This is a genomic window from Enterobacter cloacae complex sp. ECL352, from assembly GCF_020149545.1.
Taxonomy (GTDB): domain Bacteria; phylum Pseudomonadota; class Gammaproteobacteria; order Enterobacterales; family Enterobacteriaceae; genus Enterobacter; species Enterobacter asburiae_B.
Window position 1 is genome coordinate 980661 of sequence record NZ_CP083709.1, and the last position, 14696, is coordinate 995356.

Annotated in this window: 23 protein-coding genes and 5 pseudogenes; all 28 read right to left on the reverse strand. The window is 51.5% G+C overall.

Going from position 1 to position 14696, the window contains the following annotated elements; translation table 11 throughout:
• Window positions 1–2: 2 nt before the first annotated feature.
• Window positions 3–1478 carry a terminase gene (locus LBF07_RS04575; protein WP_224435119.1) on the reverse strand — a complete coding sequence of 492 codons (1476 nt, stop codon included), beginning with the start codon at window positions 1476–1478 and terminating at the stop codon, window positions 3–5.
• A gap of 9 nt (window positions 1479–1487) precedes the next feature.
• The gene (locus LBF07_RS04580) at window positions 1488–1937 is read right to left on the reverse strand and encodes a DUF2280 domain-containing protein (RefSeq protein ID WP_224435120.1); all 450 of its coding nucleotides are present in this window, start codon (window positions 1935–1937) and stop codon (window positions 1488–1490) included.
• A gap of 31 nt (window positions 1938–1968) precedes the next feature.
• Window positions 1969–2625, reverse strand: coding sequence for a putative metallopeptidase (locus LBF07_RS04585; protein ID WP_224435121.1), 657 nt, complete (start codon window positions 2623–2625; stop codon window positions 1969–1971).
• A 224-nt stretch (window positions 2626–2849) separates the two neighbouring features.
• Window positions 2850–3077 carry a head fiber protein gene (locus LBF07_RS04590; protein WP_224435122.1) on the reverse strand — a complete coding sequence of 76 codons (228 nt, stop codon included), beginning with the start codon at window positions 3075–3077 and terminating at the stop codon, window positions 2850–2852.
• A 134-nt stretch (window positions 3078–3211) separates the two neighbouring features.
• On the reverse strand, window positions 3212–3400 hold the full coding sequence (locus LBF07_RS04595; RefSeq protein ID WP_224435123.1) for a hypothetical protein: 189 nt from the start codon (window positions 3398–3400) through the stop codon (window positions 3212–3214).
• Window positions 3397–3933 (reverse strand): Rha family transcriptional regulator, encoded by a 537-nt coding sequence (locus LBF07_RS04600; protein WP_224435124.1) that lies wholly within the window; start codon window positions 3931–3933, stop codon window positions 3397–3399. Before LBF07_RS04600 ends, LBF07_RS04595 begins: the two co-directional genes overlap by 4 nt.
• Before the next feature lie 190 nt (window positions 3934–4123).
• A pseudogene (locus LBF07_RS04605) lies at window positions 4124–4213 on the reverse strand (lysis protein); the annotation flags it as partial.
• Window positions 4213–4737 carry an NUMOD4 domain-containing protein gene (locus LBF07_RS04610; protein ID WP_224435125.1) on the reverse strand — a complete coding sequence of 175 codons (525 nt, stop codon included), beginning with the start codon at window positions 4735–4737 and terminating at the stop codon, window positions 4213–4215. The gene LBF07_RS04610 and the pseudogene LBF07_RS04605, both read right to left, overlap by 1 nt.
• Window positions 4738–4764: 27 nt before the next feature.
• Complete coding sequence (locus LBF07_RS24600) at window positions 4765–5235, reverse strand: lysis protein (protein ID WP_253164777.1); 471 nt, start codon at window positions 5233–5235, stop codon at window positions 4765–4767.
• Complete coding sequence (locus LBF07_RS04625) at window positions 5229–5675, reverse strand: lysozyme (RefSeq protein ID WP_224435126.1); 447 nt, start codon at window positions 5673–5675, stop codon at window positions 5229–5231. Before LBF07_RS04625 ends, LBF07_RS24600 begins: the two co-directional genes overlap by 7 nt.
• Window positions 5659–6000, reverse strand: a complete 342-nt coding sequence (locus tag LBF07_RS04630) for a phage holin, lambda family (protein WP_094934279.1) — start codon at window positions 5998–6000, stop codon at window positions 5659–5661. The genes LBF07_RS04625 and LBF07_RS04630 overlap by 17 nt, the downstream gene beginning before the upstream one ends.
• Before the next feature lie 159 nt (window positions 6001–6159).
• A complete protein-coding gene (locus LBF07_RS04635; protein WP_094934280.1) occupies window positions 6160–6660 on the reverse strand; it encodes an antiterminator Q family protein in 501 nt (166 codons plus the stop codon).
• Window positions 6660–6776 carry a hypothetical protein gene (locus tag LBF07_RS04640; protein WP_094934281.1) on the reverse strand — a complete coding sequence of 39 codons (117 nt, stop codon included), beginning with the start codon at window positions 6774–6776 and terminating at the stop codon, window positions 6660–6662. Before LBF07_RS04640 ends, LBF07_RS04635 begins: the two co-directional genes overlap by 1 nt.
• Window positions 6773–6955 (reverse strand): hypothetical protein, encoded by a 183-nt coding sequence (locus LBF07_RS04645; RefSeq protein WP_094934282.1) that lies wholly within the window; start codon window positions 6953–6955, stop codon window positions 6773–6775. Before LBF07_RS04645 ends, LBF07_RS04640 begins: the two co-directional genes overlap by 4 nt.
• Window positions 6952–7593: a recombination protein NinG gene (locus LBF07_RS04650; RefSeq protein ID WP_094934283.1), complete on the reverse strand. Its 642-nt coding sequence runs from the start codon at window positions 7591–7593 to the stop codon at window positions 6952–6954. Before LBF07_RS04650 ends, LBF07_RS04645 begins: the two co-directional genes overlap by 4 nt.
• Entirely contained in the window at window positions 7586–7885 is a 300-nt protein-coding gene (locus tag LBF07_RS04655) for a hypothetical protein (protein ID WP_094089355.1), read from the reverse strand. Before LBF07_RS04655 ends, LBF07_RS04650 begins: the two co-directional genes overlap by 8 nt.
• Complete coding sequence (locus LBF07_RS04660; RefSeq protein ID WP_094934284.1) at window positions 7878–8048, reverse strand: NinE family protein; 171 nt, start codon at window positions 8046–8048, stop codon at window positions 7878–7880. Before LBF07_RS04660 ends, LBF07_RS04655 begins: the two co-directional genes overlap by 8 nt.
• The gene (locus LBF07_RS04665; RefSeq protein WP_048702407.1) at window positions 8048–8629 is read right to left on the reverse strand and encodes an NUMOD4 domain-containing protein; all 582 of its coding nucleotides are present in this window, start codon (window positions 8627–8629) and stop codon (window positions 8048–8050) included. Before LBF07_RS04665 ends, LBF07_RS04660 begins: the two co-directional genes overlap by 1 nt.
• The gene (locus LBF07_RS04670) at window positions 8622–9053 is read right to left on the reverse strand and encodes a recombination protein NinB (protein ID WP_094934285.1); all 432 of its coding nucleotides are present in this window, start codon (window positions 9051–9053) and stop codon (window positions 8622–8624) included. The genes LBF07_RS04665 and LBF07_RS04670 overlap by 8 nt, the downstream gene beginning before the upstream one ends.
• A 184-nt stretch (window positions 9054–9237) precedes the next feature.
• Window positions 9238–9828: a hypothetical protein gene (locus LBF07_RS04675; RefSeq protein WP_224435127.1), complete on the reverse strand. Its 591-nt coding sequence runs from the start codon at window positions 9826–9828 to the stop codon at window positions 9238–9240.
• Complete coding sequence (locus LBF07_RS04680) at window positions 9825–10304, reverse strand: ead/Ea22-like family protein (RefSeq protein ID WP_206461941.1); 480 nt, start codon at window positions 10302–10304, stop codon at window positions 9825–9827. The genes LBF07_RS04675 and LBF07_RS04680 overlap by 4 nt, the downstream gene beginning before the upstream one ends.
• A gap of 266 nt (window positions 10305–10570) precedes the next feature.
• Window positions 10571–10909, reverse strand: a pseudogene (locus LBF07_RS04685) (hypothetical protein); the annotation flags it as partial.
• Window positions 10906–11205, reverse strand: coding sequence for a protein ren (locus tag LBF07_RS04690; RefSeq protein WP_224435128.1), 300 nt, complete (start codon window positions 11203–11205; stop codon window positions 10906–10908). The pseudogene LBF07_RS04685 and the gene LBF07_RS04690, both read right to left, overlap by 4 nt.
• Window positions 11205–11969: pseudogene (locus LBF07_RS04695) on the reverse strand (DnaB-like helicase C-terminal domain-containing protein); the annotation flags it as partial. The pseudogene LBF07_RS04695 and the gene LBF07_RS04690, both read right to left, overlap by 1 nt.
• Before the next feature lie 318 nt (window positions 11970–12287).
• A pseudogene (locus LBF07_RS24685) lies at window positions 12288–12998 on the reverse strand (DNA helicase); the annotation flags it as partial.
• Window positions 12990–13658, reverse strand: a pseudogene (locus LBF07_RS04705) (DnaB-like helicase N-terminal domain-containing protein); the annotation flags it as partial. The pseudogenes LBF07_RS04705 and LBF07_RS24685, both read right to left, overlap by 9 nt.
• Complete coding sequence (locus LBF07_RS04710; RefSeq protein ID WP_094934290.1) at window positions 13648–14544, reverse strand: DNA replication protein; 897 nt, start codon at window positions 14542–14544, stop codon at window positions 13648–13650. The gene LBF07_RS04710 and the pseudogene LBF07_RS04705, both read right to left, overlap by 11 nt.
• A complete protein-coding gene (locus tag LBF07_RS04715; protein WP_023306333.1) occupies window positions 14537–14683 on the reverse strand; it encodes a hypothetical protein in 147 nt (48 codons plus the stop codon). Before LBF07_RS04715 ends, LBF07_RS04710 begins: the two co-directional genes overlap by 8 nt.
• Window positions 14684–14696: the final 13 nt, after the last annotated feature.

Genomic DNA, 14696 nt, shown 5'->3' on the forward strand with positions numbered 1-14696 from the left:
CCTTAGAAGAATACTGCGCCGACCTGCTTGTGGTTGTTCTTCGCTACAGCAAAGTAACGGAAGCCGTCAGCACCGTGTGATGTGAAGTCATGAAGCGGTTTGTCTTTCCAGCAACCGCGCTTGTCGTCCCACTCCTTGCGGTAGCCTTCGAGGTGAGATATGCCCTCGGCACATTTCTCCTCATCGAAGACGCAGGACGGGAGAATTTCACGCACAGACTCAATGCCGGTATCAACTCCCACTTTCGGAACCACCTGAAACGTCATGCTGTAAACCTGCCCGTCGATTTCATACCCTTCGCGGGCAAGTTCTCTGCGGGATTTTGCGTCAGCACCGAATTCACGGTTATCGATGTCGTGCGGCCCCCAGTGCTCGCCGTACTCATAGCCGCGGTCTTTCAGCACCTTCATGTAGTGCCTCAGACCCTCACCGGAGTTTTCGTAGTAATCGATGATATGGAACTCTTCGCCAACCTCACGAACGAACCAGATCGCCGTGGAGTCACCCACACCGATATCCCAGAACGTGTGCACCGGGAGGTGCAAGTTATCCGGGATTTTGCCGATCCGCTTGTTGGTGTAGAGCCATCGGAACTGTTTGGCGTAGTACGCGCCTTCGACCGACTGCTGGAATGCCTCGTCCGGAATGGTCGGGTATTCGCGCTTCATGTCGTCGCCGAGCGTTTTCTCTTTGGCGTGATACCAGGCTTTCTGGCGCTCGTTTACCACTACGCCGTGCTTCGCTTCCATCTCTGCGAAGTATTCAAGCAGGCGCACCGGCAGAGACTCGACCGGGTCGATTGCGTACTGCGGATTCTTCCACCAGGAGAAGAAGAAAAACTTCCAGTCGAGGTTGGATAGTTCCTTGCCCTGAAGCATGGCCTTCTCAGCCTCAGAGCAGTAATCATAAAAATATCCCGCCCGCCCCTCAGCCGTGCTTTCCAGGGTGATTACGCCACCAAGTGGCACAGCCTCGAAAGCACCGGTAACAATCTCCTTAGCCTTCTCTGGCCACTTTGCGCATATCTTCCCAAACTCGGAAACGTGCAGGCTATACAGCGTGCCGCCTCGGAAGGATGTCGATACCGTTACGCTACCTCCTTTCGCGAAGACGTACTCGCTGGTCGTCTCTTTAACGAGAGGATTGGCCAGCTTGATATCGTCGGGCATCCGCTGGTAGGCAAACTGCGTTTTGTTTCGGAATAGCCTTTCTGCATCCGGGAGGGAATGAGCGATCAGCGCGCATTCTTTTTTGTGGAAGATCGCCAGATCAAGCTGGATGATGCACACCTCGGTGGTGAATCCGAGCTGGCGTGCTTTAAGTATCACGTTGCGGTCGTGCATCCCGTCGAAATACTCCAGCTGCTCTGGAGTCATCTTGAACGTTACGCACTTACCGTTCTTATCTTTGATTTTGTACAGGTGATTGAGACGCCAGAACCTGTTCTTCAGGAGCGCTTTCTGCTTATCAGTTAACACAGCCACTCCTTACAGGTCTTCATCTCCTATCTCGTCCATGACAGATGCAACTGAGCTCACGGCTAGGCCGCCTGAGTGTTCAACCTTCTGCTTGTTCGTGTATGCATCCCCGCACTCTTTCGCTGCCTGCTCGATTATTTCCGCTGCAAGCGCGATGTTCCTCATTTTTTCAGCATTACCCATCATCCGGTCAAGTACACGGAGCCTGTATGCCTTGTTGGCAATGGGGATGTCTGATATGTCACTCTGGAATCGGGCACGCGTTGAGTGAAATAAATCCACCCACTTCTTAGCCAAACTCACACCAGCAGCCTTTGTTGGATCGTGTGACGCCACATGCTGGCGGGTTATCTGAATAGAGAATTCATTTTGTACGGCCTCGACTATTTGAGATGGGGTATCGAAGCACGCAAGCTGCTGGACGATGAAGGCTTTCACTTCTGGCTTTAATGCAGCCATGCTTCACCACCCGTATAAACAAGTATAAAAGTTAAGCCAATTTCATGAGGCAAGTTCCACATGCTCTGGCTATGTTGATTTTTGCCACTTCGGCAGGTTTGTTTGCAGCATCGACTAACTCCTGCACGTCGACACTTGCACCATATCTACGCACAACGCCAACAAACTCTTCGACGTCATGCCCTCGCATACAGAGCTTTGGCAGCCCGGATTCTTTGTAGAACTTAGGAGCGCCGAACTCATCTGCCTCTTGCGCTATGTGATAAAGCTCGTGCTCAATCAGGGCGCAGAATTCCAGGTCCGAGCATTGAGAACAGAAGTCAGCGGCTAATGTGATGATGTAGTCCGGTTGGTGACCGAACCAGTCATTCATCTGCTGCTCCATTCTTGCCTTCTGCCACCCACCGGCACGAAACATAACTTCTTCAGCCTGACCTAGAACTGTACGGCCTTTTTTGGTGAATCCGTGCTGAGCCCAAAGGAAAGCGATATCTGCTCCTTCGAGGTGAGCGTGATCGGGGTTATGTATAGCGCCAGTGCTGGAGATGATGTTCTGATGCACCCATTCGTAAATGCCATCAGCGGGAATCAGTCTGTTGTACGGATAGAACTCAGCAATGAAAACCTCACCCGGAAGCGGCCTCGACTCACGGGCAAACAGCTCTTGCTTGTCAGTGAGCTTTGCCATGTTATTTCTCGGTTTTGAACTTGAAGCCGAATCTGGCGATGAAGCCGGTCAGTGGCTTAAAGTGTTTCTCTTTGACGACTCTCGCGTAGACCAGAGCCTTTAACGCTGTGAGTAATGGAGATACCCACCACCGCTTTTGAGCCACTACCTTCATCGTGCTTGCCATATCAGCATTTCCTACTTTTAACCCTCGGAGGATTTCTCACTTCGCGGGATATTGTTCTTTATGAAATTACGCCAGCAGCCTTTAATGATGCAATCAGCGCATTAAGCTGTGTGCCTGCGCTTGTGCCGTCAGCTGCAACGGTGCAAGCGGCAACTGTTGCGCCCTTCTTAACGCCGCCAAGGTCATTTGTAGTGGCAGCAGGAAGCGAGTAAGCCTCTCCATCCACATCATCCATATTGGCGACAGTCGTGGGGACGCCGCCAGCTGAGATTACGCGAGTTGGCATTTTTGTCTCCAGGTTGATTTATCCCCTGGAAGGGATATTTTTGTTTTATCCCCGCAAGGGGATATTCATTATCAAGCGCCCCAGTAGAGACGCTTTGTAATGAAGAGCCGTTGTGAAAGTGGCTCTCGGGGTGGTTACTTCTTGGATTTAGCGCCCTTTAACACATCCTTTCTCTCTTTGAGCTTCATCAGTGCGTCTATCAGTAAATCCACATTGTCTACACAGGCAACGCCTTCAGCCACTCGACCACATGAGAGGTGTTCGACTGCGCTTTTCAGGTATCGCTGTGCAGTGACTATTTGCGCCCTTTCATCTTTCGTCATTCTGTAACCCCCGGAAGGCAGATTTGTGATTGCTGTTCCAGCCTCTCGATTTTGGCAAGCAACACCGGTTTCTTTACCTTTCCCCAGCGATTCAGCAATCTGCCCGACATACTAGCTACGTCTTTCTCTTTCATGTATTCGAGCATCACCGCGTTTCGCTCCGCTTCATAACTTTCGCTGTATTTGCGTAGCTCAGAAGTCATCCAGTTAAATGCGTTGATATATGACTCTTTTACAGAATCAGCCTTGGCACCACTGAACCCCATTACGAGCATCATGAAGCCACTGAAATCCATGCGATAATAGGTTTGCTTTTTATCAAAGACACCTAAGTCATTGATTCTCTCGGCGACGCAATAATGCGCTCTCCGAAACTCATCTGAAAATCTGCAATTTTTAAGGGCTCGCAATACATCCGCATGGCGTTTTCCAAATGCCTTCGCGATTTGAAAGGTGTCTGTTACCGGCTCACCATCTGCGGCGGATACCAGTTGTCGGAAATCAAAATCAGACGTAACTGACAATTCGTTCATAGCGTCTTTACCTTTTAGAAAGTGAGCCTGTCTCACAGAAAAGCCGCCCGAGAGAGGTCGCCACCTATAACGGCATTTCTCAGGCTCGCTTACTGAAAGGCTCTCGTTGTGAAATGCGCGTGAGATGCGCGGTGAAATTAGGGAATAAAAAAGCCCGACCGAAGTCAGGCTGTGTTATTTGGGTGATGAATCACTTCAGGCATTGGGTGGTGATGTATTCCTGCAGCGTTCTTAATGCTGTTTGGTCGTTGAGGATTCCGGATCGGATACCGAGAACGTTTATTTCACTTCCGACCATGCTTCTTTTCGTATGATTCGTGAAATCAAAACTTGTGACACTCCATACTTTTTCGCTAATTCAGCATGCGGCATGGATTTACAGGAAAGGATGTCAACAACCTGCTCACTGGTAAGCTTTGAATTTGGATGTCGTTCTCCATTAAGCGCTTTTCTCAATCCTGATCGGTAAGCATGTGTGTTATTTTGCGATCTGCTTACCCATTCGAGATTAGATGCACGGTTGTCGCTCTTAATGCCATTTACGTGATTTACCTCGGCAAATGATTGGGGATTATCCGAAAATGCAGAAGCCACTAACCTATGGACAAACTGGTACTTTTTTTCACCGTCAAGATAAAGACATACCTTTAAATACCCATCTCTGTCTGTTCCAGGCTTCAACCAACGACCTTTAACCAGCCTACCTGATCGATTTACTCTTGAGTGTGAATAAACCCTGCCTTCATCGGTAACTGCATACTGGCCTTCGTATCCAGAAATATCTTTTGATGTTTCGCTTAGCATTAAGCTACTCCCTAAAGGTGAATCATTTCACTTTAAACACTGATTACGTACGTATTCCTGTAATCCGGTTAATTGCTTGGTGACTGCTTCGATTCGTTGTCTGAGGGTGAAATAATCCCGTTCAGCGGACTCAGTAAGTCTGGCGGTGGAAGCATCATCCATGCCGGTGGCGCTGGTCGTTCCGTTCGCGGGACATTTTGCGTTGACGCGCAGCCCACACTTACCATCGCGAACACAACGCTGCAGATCATCAAGCTGCTTTTTCGCATCAGCTAAATCCTTCGTGTATTTGGCATCTATGGCCGCGACATCGCGCTGGCGGGTTGTCATGTCTGTGATGGTGGCGTTAGCCTGATTCAGCGCCTGCGTTTTCTCATCGCGCTGCTTCTTGTATTCTGTGGCGTTGTCGCGGTAGTGATTAATAGCTAAAGCCATCGCCGCGATAATTGCCAGCACTGCTAGTTGTAACCAGTACCGCTTAAGCAGCGCCGTCAGCATGACAGAAACAGAGCCCGCTCCGCCTCTCGCCGACGAGTTAGCCCGGCCAGCACTTTTCCACCCGCTTTATTCCAGCGAAGGAATTCATCGGCAGCGCCAGCGTAATCACCGGCGTTGAGTTTTCGCAGAAGGGTCGATGTCGACAGTGACCGGGCGCCGAGGTTGTAAGTGAACGACACCAGAGCATCGAATTGCCCCTGAGTCAGACCAACTTTAACCAGGCGTGACACATCGCTTTCATAGCTGACCAGTCCGGTCTTCAGCAGACGCTCTGCTGTTTCCTGCTTAATCGTCATCCCTGCGCGGATTGGTTTCCCGTCGACGGGCTTGGTCCAGCCATAGCCGATCGTCCACACTCCGACGCTGTCCTGATACGCGGTGAGCTTGCAGCCTTCGAACTGCTTGATCAGGGCAATGCCTTTATCACTGGTTTGCATCACCGCCTCCAAAGCGAGAATTAAACACCCATGCAGCCATAACCTTCACCTGCTCTACGCCAACAAAACCGAGTGCGCCACCTATAGCAATCGACAGGGACTGCGGAAGGTTGAAGTAATCAAGAGCTGACACAGCAGTAAGGGTCAGAGCCCCACAGATTGCCCCCTCAAGTAGCATTTTCTTCCAGCCGCCACCGCCGTAAGCGATTCGTAATGCGGCCATGGCAACCGATAGCAATACGGCACCCATCGGCGTTTCGCCACGCCACCAGCTGTGGAGTAGTTCGATAAACTCCGTCCAGGAGTGGGGATCGTTATGCATTTTCATAGTCTCTAACCTCCGGCTTAAAAGCGGGGGCTGTGTGTTTAAATGGGTTCTGTGTGCGGCGTACCGCAAATAAAAAAGCCCCGCACGATGGCGAGGCTTGGTATTCATTCATGTCACACACAACAATGGCAACATATACGATTTATTCTGCTCATTTGTTCATTGGAAAGCAAGCACGTTTTGATGTTTATTTGCTATTTTCCTCACACTTTCGCGATCGTTAAACGCATTTTGCAGCGGTTGGTACAAACAGAACAGCGCAGCATTGATGACATCCTTCACTTCCCGGCGGATGGTTGAGATGCTCGGGCGCTTATACTGGTTTCCGGCGCGAGTCTTCATCAGGCGCGGCTTGCTGACAGCATGTTGCCAAGTGGCGATGCGGATCTCGCTGGAGTTGCAGACGTAGTAGGCGAAGATAACCCGCCAGGCATTTTCATCCACATTCTTCAGGTAGTGGCGAATGACAGCATCAATGAGCATCCCGTCATCATCACTACATACCGGCCGTGATGCTTGCTGGGGCTCGACGGTAGCCATGAATCTGGCAATCATGTTAATCATCGCTTTATCAATCTTGCCGGTCTGGCACCATGCGCCCCACAACTGGAGCCACTGGTCTACCCATTGATGCTGGCCGTTGGTTAATTCCAGTTTCATTATGCGGCTTCCTTCTGTGGCTGGTTGGTTTTGGTCTGGCTGTGCTTTGCTACTGGCGGCATGCTGGCGCGCTTAACGCTTTCTGCCTGGTACCGGAGAAGTTCTGAAAAATTCATAAGTCCTCCCGGTCTGGGTGAAGGCTTTTCAGCATTTGGTACTTTCTTTGAAACCGAATACCTTTGCTGATTGCTGAGAACTGAATGCGACATTTTTTGTAATTGATATGACTGATAATGCCCGTCGCGATCAGCGGAATGAGGTAAAAGGCCAGCAGAAATAAAGACTCAAGTTTCATGCGGCCTCCCGCTGTTTCAGTGCTTTGAGCTTGGCGCGGTACTCATCGCGGATCCGGATGAAGTCTTCCCGGCGGTAGTTGGTCATTTCGTGGGGACCATTGAGCCAGTCGACGTATTCCTGACCATAGCGAGCGACCAGACCAGCTTCGTATTGCTGTGCGACCGTCGCCTCTTTGGCGGTGTACTTCCCGGCCCCGGCATTGCATGATTTGCACTGCTTATGGGCGTTGCGCTCTTCAAAGCGCAGTTCAGGGTTAGCACCGACCGTCTTGAAGTGGCCGCAGTCCCACTGGCCGCCGTGCAGATCGGGAGGATTAGTCTCACCGCAGCTGATGCATGGCAAATCGGCATCGCGCGCACGGATGTAGGCGTTGAATGCCTGCTGTGCCTGCGCTTTGTAGTAACCGGCAGGCCGAAGCTCAGCCAGCCGCTCCTTGCGACGTTTTCGCCCGGCCTTCTCGGCTTCCTTCTGCTCCTTGATGCGCTTAGCCGCGGCTTTCACTTTCTCCTTTTCGCGTTCTTCCATCGCGAGGATTGCGCCGTGTTCCGGGCAGCACCAGCGGATCCGGATATCGTGGAATTTCGGCACGAAGTATTCACCGCATACTTTGCACTTACGGCGGGATGGTTTACGCATGTGACTTCTCCTTGTCAGATGCCAGTTCATTTGAAAAATCGCCACCATCTATAGGCATCAGCCATTTTGCGGGGCAATTAACAGTTGGCCAGGAAACGATCAGGCCTCCAGGCAAGTAACCGCTCAGATTGCCACCGCTAGCGGATTCGACTTTCCACGCTTCAAATCTTTCTTCAGAAATAGCGCCTTTAATCACCCCGAGATACTCAACCAGACGCACTGTTGCGCCGACATTCTCAGGAATTCTGCTTTTGATGATTAAAGCGAGACCATCAACTTTTAATTCACTCATGATTCCTCCTCGCCGCGAGACGCAGCCATTTCTGATCCACCAGGCGGGCGGTATAGCCTTTCAAGGTCGGGATGTCGGACGGATTAACCACGGCCTTGCGCTGGCGGCGCGCCGGAACGCGAAAGATTTCGTTCGTGATGACGCGGGAAAGTGGAGTAGACATCAGGCCTCCTGTTTATCGCGCAGCTGCTGGTATTCACAGTTGGATGTGGCAGAGCAATAACTCCACTGCATCCCCCTGTGCTCACCCTGCTTTCCGTTGATCGACGCGTGGACTAACGCCGGGTTGCATCCGTACTTCTTGGTCGATTGCATTGATGGAAACCAGTATCCAAACCCATCTCTCTCTGCAATTACAGGCATTTTATTCTTGTTGGATAGCCCGGTTTCATTGGCGTGCTTCATGTTCATGGCATGCGTGCACCACTCAAGATTCTCTGGCAGATTGTTGTGCTTATTTCCATCGATGTGGTTGACGTGCGGGTAGTTATTAGGATTTGGCACAAACGCTAGCGCCACGAACCGATGTAGCATTTCGTGTTTATTAGAAAGTGATACCCTGATGTATTGGGATGATGTGCATCCCTTAAGAATCCGCCCAGCGATAGTCCTAGTGGTCCACGTCTTCTTATCGCTCCCGCACGTAGTAACTTTGCGAGACAAACTACGGACGCGAGCAAGAGAGCTAACCTCAAACCGGCCTTCATACCCCGGAACCGGCTTCCAAATTTCATTCTCAAACATGATCGTGTCCTTTTTCGTGATATTCGGAGTTGGCGGGGATCCGCAATTTGATACCGCGTTCAGCACACCAGACTTCAATGCGGCGCAGGTAGAAGGTCATCTCTTCGGTGTCGAGTAGCTTGGTGGACTTCACCATCTTGGTTTCACCAAGAACGGTTACAGGCTTGGCGGGACAGAACATATCCTTCATAAATTCATGAAGGTCTTCCTCTGTTAGCTTGCTATCAGCGTTCCGGTTGACGGCAGATGCAACGTCACCATTCCACATCCAGAGAAGGGCATTTTGGGAGAGGCTGCGCTTGTCCTTCCAGGGCTTGATGATAAGGCGATAGCAGTCGCCAGATTCCAGCATTGGCTGTATCTGCTGCCCGATGGCGGAAAAATTGGATTTGTGCAGACGGATGCCGTCTTTGTTCATGCTCATACGGCCTCCTTAACGGAAACCGCAGAATGCAGAAAATCGCAGGTGCATTTCTGCATCTGTGACAATGTGAGGAGTTCAGATTGTGGTCGCATTTAAGTCCCCTTAAATGCGCAGAAGTCACCGGAGTTGTTCAGGCTCCGATGACATGATTATAACATCACTTTTGAAAAATGATTATCAAGAATCACTCTAACTTCGGCGCTGCTTCAATCATCCTGCGATAGACATCGTAAGTTCCGAATTGTTCATCACCAGCCTCAAGCATTTCATGGGTTGGATCTTCTGGCACCATCACCCAACCATCCGGAATAACCGGAGAGTTGAGTTGTTCGGAATTACCGAACGACTTAAGCATGGTGGTGCGGCAGGCGTTCCAGATATCCCACGCGAAGTCTTTCATCTCGTCATCCTGCGTGAGAGGATGGGTGGACGATGACCAGATTTCCTCAAAATCGCTGTATCCAGATGGCAAAGCTACCGGTGCTGGCGGGGCGGTGAATAGCGGGGCGATATTTCTTTCCAGGTCGGTAATTACGCTCCATACCGGAATAGATTCAACACCATGATTAGCCATATTGCGATAACTGTCTGCATAGGCCAGCACTGGATTTCGCCCCGACGCCTCCGCTTCGAGCGATGCCAGCGCGATACGCGCATTATTAATCAGGAGGCTATCAGCAGGAGATAAAACAACATGAGCGTTACCCTCAGCATCAATTTCAGAATTCGTAATTTTTCTGAACAGCTTTGCCAGTTCTCTGGTAATAGTGCTCATGATGCCTCTCCTTTACCGGCTGCTGCTGGCATATCGCACATGTTTGTTGGGTGCGGGTTCTCACGAATAATCCGTGCCATTCGTGCTGCCGGGGTTTCTGTCTCTTCGTTGAATTCACGAATTACAGCCGCCAGTTTGTCGGCGTCAGCGGATGAAATATCACCATCGATAAACATTACCGGCTTACCCTCCCGCGCCTCCAGCTCAGCAATCCTCTTGTCTTTGGCTTCCAGCTCATCCAGCAGCGCCAGCACGGTGGAGGGGTCACACAACCTGAAGAACAACTCATCAGCTTCACTGTTTCCACCAATGAATCCGTACTCCATATTTTTATGGTCTGTTTGCAAAACCAAAGAGCCGTCGTTACCGAAGCACTGATATTTGAAACTGCCACTGCCATCAATCCTGTCTCCGATGCGACCAGGTGTAGCCTTCTCTGCCGCTTCACGCAGCGCCTGTTTGTCGATGTTGCTCATTGGGCGGACTCCTGACGGTCTATGCGTTCAATTTCCGCGAGGATTAACGCGCCTGCTTTAACAAGATCGCGGCGCTGGCCGGACTGTTTCCACCACTCCCGCGCCCACGGCCAAAGACCCGGAACAGAAAAGCCCTGGTTATTGGCAAACATCGCATAACACGCCGCCGCTTCTGCCATTTCCCCTTCTGTGTGTTCGTCGTCGTGTTCGGGTGTCCAGCCCTCAACAGATTGCTGGCGTTGACGCTCTGAAATCACTGACTGAACTGCATTGGATAGAGATTTCACACCCTGCGCCCGCACTTCAGCCAGGAAAGCGTCGGTTGCCGGGGTTTTAATATCGTTAAGCGCATCAGTGAATCCTCCGCGCTCCATGCCTAATTCAGCTTCGTAATCAGCATCGAATGCAGCGTCTTTGCAGAACTTCATCAATCCCGCATTCTCCGCAGCCAGCGCCGCGCACTTGGCTTCACCTTCAGCCACGCCAGCCTGGTACGCTTCGAACATGTGCTGCGTCATCTCGTACACAAAGCTTCTGTCGTCTTCCATCGCTGGCGAGCAGCCGTTGTTGTTCTTGGTAAACCACTCGATAAATTTCTGTTTCATACCCCTACCCTCTCCCAAACCATCAATACCCTTCTCATCGCCGGACTGTTGCGGCATTCCTGAAATATTCCGTTGGTGCAGCTGCGTGCGGTACCGGCCTGCTCTTCCTGCGTGGCCAGGCGATAAGTCACCGTTCGCCAGACCTTGCTCACCCGGATAATTTTTCGAGACTTTTCCAGATCGATAGCGTTCTTCGTGATGCAGTTGATGGTCATGCCGCACTCTGTGGCCACATCCTTCGCTGTGAAGGTCTGGTGCGTTTCGAGATAACGCAGAATTGCCTGTTTGCCTTTCATCAGTAGCCCCCTTTCTTTTTCGGCTGCTGCTCGCGCCCGCGGCGTTCTGCGGCGGCGGCCTGCTGGTCTGTGTCGTAAATTGCACCGTTTATCTGATTGCAATAAACCGTTCCGGTACTGCCGTGGCGGTTGAGTCGCAGGATTAACTCGGTTTCTCCCGGCGGCACGCTGTCATCGAAAGCACCTTCCCGGTGGATACCAACCCAGTAGTCGCAGTCCTGCTCAATCTGCCCTGTGTCGCGGGAATCGCTCGGTAACGGGCGTTTATTCACTCGTTTCTCCAGTTCGCGGTTGAGCTGGGTCAGCAGCACGACGACGCAGCCAAGCTCTTTGGCGATGTTCTTCAGACCTTTGGTGATCATCCCGTAGGCCAGGTCATTACGGTCGGCCTTTTCGGCGGTCATCAGAGTCAGGTAGTCAACCAGGATCATGCCTACGCAGCCCTTCTCGCGTTTGATTCGGCGGCTTTCGCTAACGATGTGCGCCAGTGACAGGCCCGGGGTGTCGTCGATGTACAGCATGTCGATTTCACTCAGTCTCCCGGCTGTGGCGATCGCCTTCTTAAAGTCACCGTCGTAGTCTCCCTGGTACTGGTCGTCGGCGTCATCCGTGGCGGGCATGTAAAAAATGCTCGGGTTAATGCCGGACTTCTGACCAACCAACTTTTCAAGGATCTGATCGCCTGGCATTTCAAGGCTGAACATCAGCGCTGGCTTTTTCTCACGAACTGCGCAGTTGATCGCCATCTGCCCGTACAGGGTGGTGTTGTGGGTCACGATATAGTCATCTGTGACATAGAGGTGCCGGGGGTGAGACACCATAATGCAAAGGCACTCTTCCGGATCAATCTCGATAACTGATTTAATCCCAATACCACGGTTTCCAAGACGGTTCACACCAAGGTTTGCACGGATCCTCGGTGACTTAATGTGTTCAAGAATTTCATCAGGCAGCTTCATGCTGACCATTTGCGCATCTAAGCCCTGAAGAGCTTCTCCCTTGTAGGTGTATGAAATATCGGTGCGCGTTGTTTCCCTGGCTGTTCCACCGAGAGAATGAACAAGCTTTACCACCCCTTGCGAAAGCTTCTTGCTGGCCGAAGAGAATCTAATGCAGCCGAATTTTTCAACCCAGCCATCAGTCTCGAGCAGTCCAACCAATACGCCGATCCGCGTGGCTTTTCCTGCACTGAAAATAGACTCTGGGATTTCTTTATCCTGCGCAGTTTTCCCCACCAAGCCGTACTCTCTCAATCTCTCAAGGAGAGGGTTTTTACACCCACGATGATGCGTTACCGTGTAATCATTCCCGCCAACATGGCGGAGGTTCAGTGGAAATACGCTGGCCGCCATGCGAGACAGAACGTAGTCTTCTGAGTTAGTGAATTTGACGCTTTTGGTTAAAGAACCATCGCCAAGGAGAGCACCTAACACCCACCCGTCGACGTGATCGGTTGATGAGCCAAAATCACCTGACAGCGATGGAATGCGCAGCCTTCCTTGATACCTAACCCTCTGAAGCATCGCTTCTAACTTTTCCGTATCCACTACACGATCACCTTCAAATTTCGACGAGCTTATCTCCCAAAGGTGAGAGTCGGCCGCCTTAACGGTGCGCCCATCCTCAAAAGTGACTTGATACATTTTGCGGACTCCCTGAGGAAATACCCCAGTAACCATTGAGGCGTGGCCATCAACAGATGCAACTTGTTGACCCACTTTGATTTCCCCATGCGTTGTCCAAGACCCGTCCTGCAAAAGAATTTTTGCGTCCAAGGCCATTGCTTTCCCCATCTTTGGCCTTGCGCCAATTACGAACAGAGACCCTTTAACCAGACCTTTCGGCGCCAGCAGTCGGTCGAGCGACGGGATACCGGTACTCATTCCGCGCTGTTCGCCTGAAGGGTCAAATCGTTTCTCCAGATCCGCTACCCAGTCATCCATAACCTCGCCGAATGAACGCAAACCACGGCGGCTGCCGGTTTTTGAATGGTCTGCGAGCTGGGTGAAAATACCCTGAATGGCCTCGTACTTCTGCGTAGCGCTCATGCCGTTGCGGGAATACAGCAGCTCAGTAGCTTCGGTCAGACGGTTGATGCCATAGCGCTCCATTGCGGCTTCCCGGACTGATGCTGCGTATGCCACGATGTTTGCAGCGCTGGGAGTGTTCTTGGCAATCTCCGCCAGGTAAGCAAAGCCACCTACCTGCTCCGCGAGCCCTTTGCCTTCAAGCGCGTCGAACAGTGTCAGACCATCGACTGGCTTGTTGTCGCGGAACATCTGGCGCATCTCGGCAAAGATCAGCTGGTGAGGTCGGCTGTAAAACGACTCAGGCTTGAGCATTGCCAGCACTTTTTGAACACGCTCGCTGTTGTCATCGTCCAGCAGGAGTCCGCCGATGACGCTCTGCTCTGCTTCGACGTTGTGGGGTACGGTCAGGATTTCAGAGGTCATCACAGGCCCCCTCGCGCGTCTTGGCATACACATCCACGTTCAGGAAGTATTCGAGAGCCTTGCGGCGCCATGTGCGTCCCGTGCGCTGGTCTGGGCGGTTCTCCAGCATCCAGCGGCAGTTAGTGGCGATGTAGCTCAGATACGATTCCCAGTCGCTCAAGGTGAACTTATGGCCGTCGAGCTGCTGAGTTACTTTCCCGGCCTTCTGCCAGAAGGTGCGGATCAGAGCACGGCGCTTGTCAGTCAGTATCCTGATGCTCTGGGCTTCAGGCAGTACGCGATGGTAAACCTCGACTACCTGCTCACAGCTGATTGACGATTTTTTCTGTGCAGGAATAAATTCCGCTGATGCACTCTCTCTTACGTTAGTAAGAGAGTTATTAATAACTTCTTTATCTGTGGTAATTTGCTGGTAATCTGCTGGTACACTCTTCGCTTCAAGCTGCGCCACATCTGGCTTTGCGCTGGTAATCTGCTGGTAATCTGCTGGTACAGAATTTGACTGATAATCGTCATATTTCACGATGGTAAAAACAGAGAATTTACCGTGTGAAACCCAGCTAACCATCCCCAGCTTCTGGAACTTTCTGAGCAGGTACTGAACGCGATCTGCTTTCAGACCTGTTTCAAATGCCAGGGCGTTTCGACCACTGAGCAACTGTCCCCGGTTAACCAGCATTTCGCCGATATCGGTGAGAACTGACTCAGGAGCGTGCTTGGCTTTGAGGATGAGATGCACCCATAAGTGTGATGCCTCAGCGTCCTTGTAGAACGGCACATCCATAATTTTACGGTGCAGCAAGGCAAACCCCTTACCGTCATTCGTGCGCGGTTTCTGGAGCCTTCTGGCCTCTCTGGCTTCGGCTAAATTGGATACGTTACCCACGGCCACTCTCCTTACGTTTCAGTTCTTCCAGGATGGCGCGCATCTTCTCTGCCACAATCGGATTAACCGAGCGGATGAAGCGGTCGCGGGTTATGTTTTTATGTACAGCGGTATGGAAATAGCGTGGTTTTTTTGCCATTATTCCTCCTGCA

What these genes read in the sequence shown, in the direction of transcription:
- LBF07_RS04580 (WP_224435120.1), bottom strand. Translation starts at nt 1,937, where the DNA reads ATGGCTGCATTAAAGCCAGAAGTGAAAGCCTTCATCGTCCAGCAGCTT.
- LBF07_RS04660 (WP_094934284.1), bottom strand. Translation starts at nt 8,048, where the DNA reads ATGTCTACTCCACTTTCCCGCGTCATCACGAACGAAATCTTTCGCGTT.
- LBF07_RS04645 (WP_094934282.1), bottom strand. Translation starts at nt 6,955, where the DNA reads ATGAAACTTGAGTCTTTATTTCTGCTGGCCTTTTACCTCATTCCGCTG.
- LBF07_RS04690 (WP_224435128.1), bottom strand. Translation starts at nt 11,205, where the DNA reads ATGAAAGGCAAACAGGCAATTCTGCGTTATCTCGAAACGCACCAGACC.
- LBF07_RS04640 (WP_094934281.1), bottom strand. Translation starts at nt 6,776, where the DNA reads ATGAATTTTTCAGAACTTCTCCGGTACCAGGCAGAAAGCGTTAAGCGC.
- LBF07_RS04585 (WP_224435121.1), bottom strand. Translation starts at nt 2,625, where the DNA reads ATGGCAAAGCTCACTGACAAGCAAGAGCTGTTTGCCCGTGAGTCGAGG.
- LBF07_RS04595 (WP_224435123.1), bottom strand. Translation starts at nt 3,400, where the DNA reads ATGACGAAAGATGAAAGGGCGCAAATAGTCACTGCACAGCGATACCTG.
- LBF07_RS24600 (WP_253164777.1), bottom strand. Translation starts at nt 5,235, where the DNA reads ATGCTGACGGCGCTGCTTAAGCGGTACTGGTTACAACTAGCAGTGCTG.
- LBF07_RS04670 (WP_094934285.1), bottom strand. Translation starts at nt 9,053, where the DNA reads ATGAGCATGAACAAAGACGGCATCCGTCTGCACAAATCCAATTTTTCC.
- LBF07_RS04630 (WP_094934279.1), bottom strand. Translation starts at nt 6,000, where the DNA reads ATGAAAATGCATAACGATCCCCACTCCTGGACGGAGTTTATCGAACTA.
- LBF07_RS04665 (WP_048702407.1), bottom strand. Translation starts at nt 8,629, where the DNA reads ATGTTTGAGAATGAAATTTGGAAGCCGGTTCCGGGGTATGAAGGCCGG.
- LBF07_RS04650 (WP_094934283.1), bottom strand. Translation starts at nt 7,593, where the DNA reads ATGCGTAAACCATCCCGCCGTAAGTGCAAAGTATGCGGTGAATACTTC.
- LBF07_RS04590 (WP_224435122.1), bottom strand. Translation starts at nt 3,077, where the DNA reads ATGCCAACTCGCGTAATCTCAGCTGGCGGCGTCCCCACGACTGTCGCC.
- LBF07_RS04680 (WP_206461941.1), bottom strand. Translation starts at nt 10,304, where the DNA reads ATGAGCAACATCGACAAACAGGCGCTGCGTGAAGCGGCAGAGAAGGCT.
- LBF07_RS04600 (WP_224435124.1), bottom strand. Translation starts at nt 3,933, where the DNA reads ATGAACGAATTGTCAGTTACGTCTGATTTTGATTTCCGACAACTGGTA.
- LBF07_RS04610 (WP_224435125.1), bottom strand. Translation starts at nt 4,737, where the DNA reads ATGCTAAGCGAAACATCAAAAGATATTTCTGGATACGAAGGCCAGTAT.
- LBF07_RS04635 (WP_094934280.1), bottom strand. Translation starts at nt 6,660, where the DNA reads ATGAAACTGGAATTAACCAACGGCCAGCATCAATGGGTAGACCAGTGG.
- LBF07_RS04715 (WP_023306333.1), bottom strand. Translation starts at nt 14,683, where the DNA reads ATGGCAAAAAAACCACGCTATTTCCATACCGCTGTACATAAAAACATA.
- LBF07_RS04655 (WP_094089355.1), bottom strand. Translation starts at nt 7,885, where the DNA reads ATGAGTGAATTAAAAGTTGATGGTCTCGCTTTAATCATCAAAAGCAGA.
- LBF07_RS04675 (WP_224435127.1), bottom strand. Translation starts at nt 9,828, where the DNA reads ATGAGCACTATTACCAGAGAACTGGCAAAGCTGTTCAGAAAAATTACG.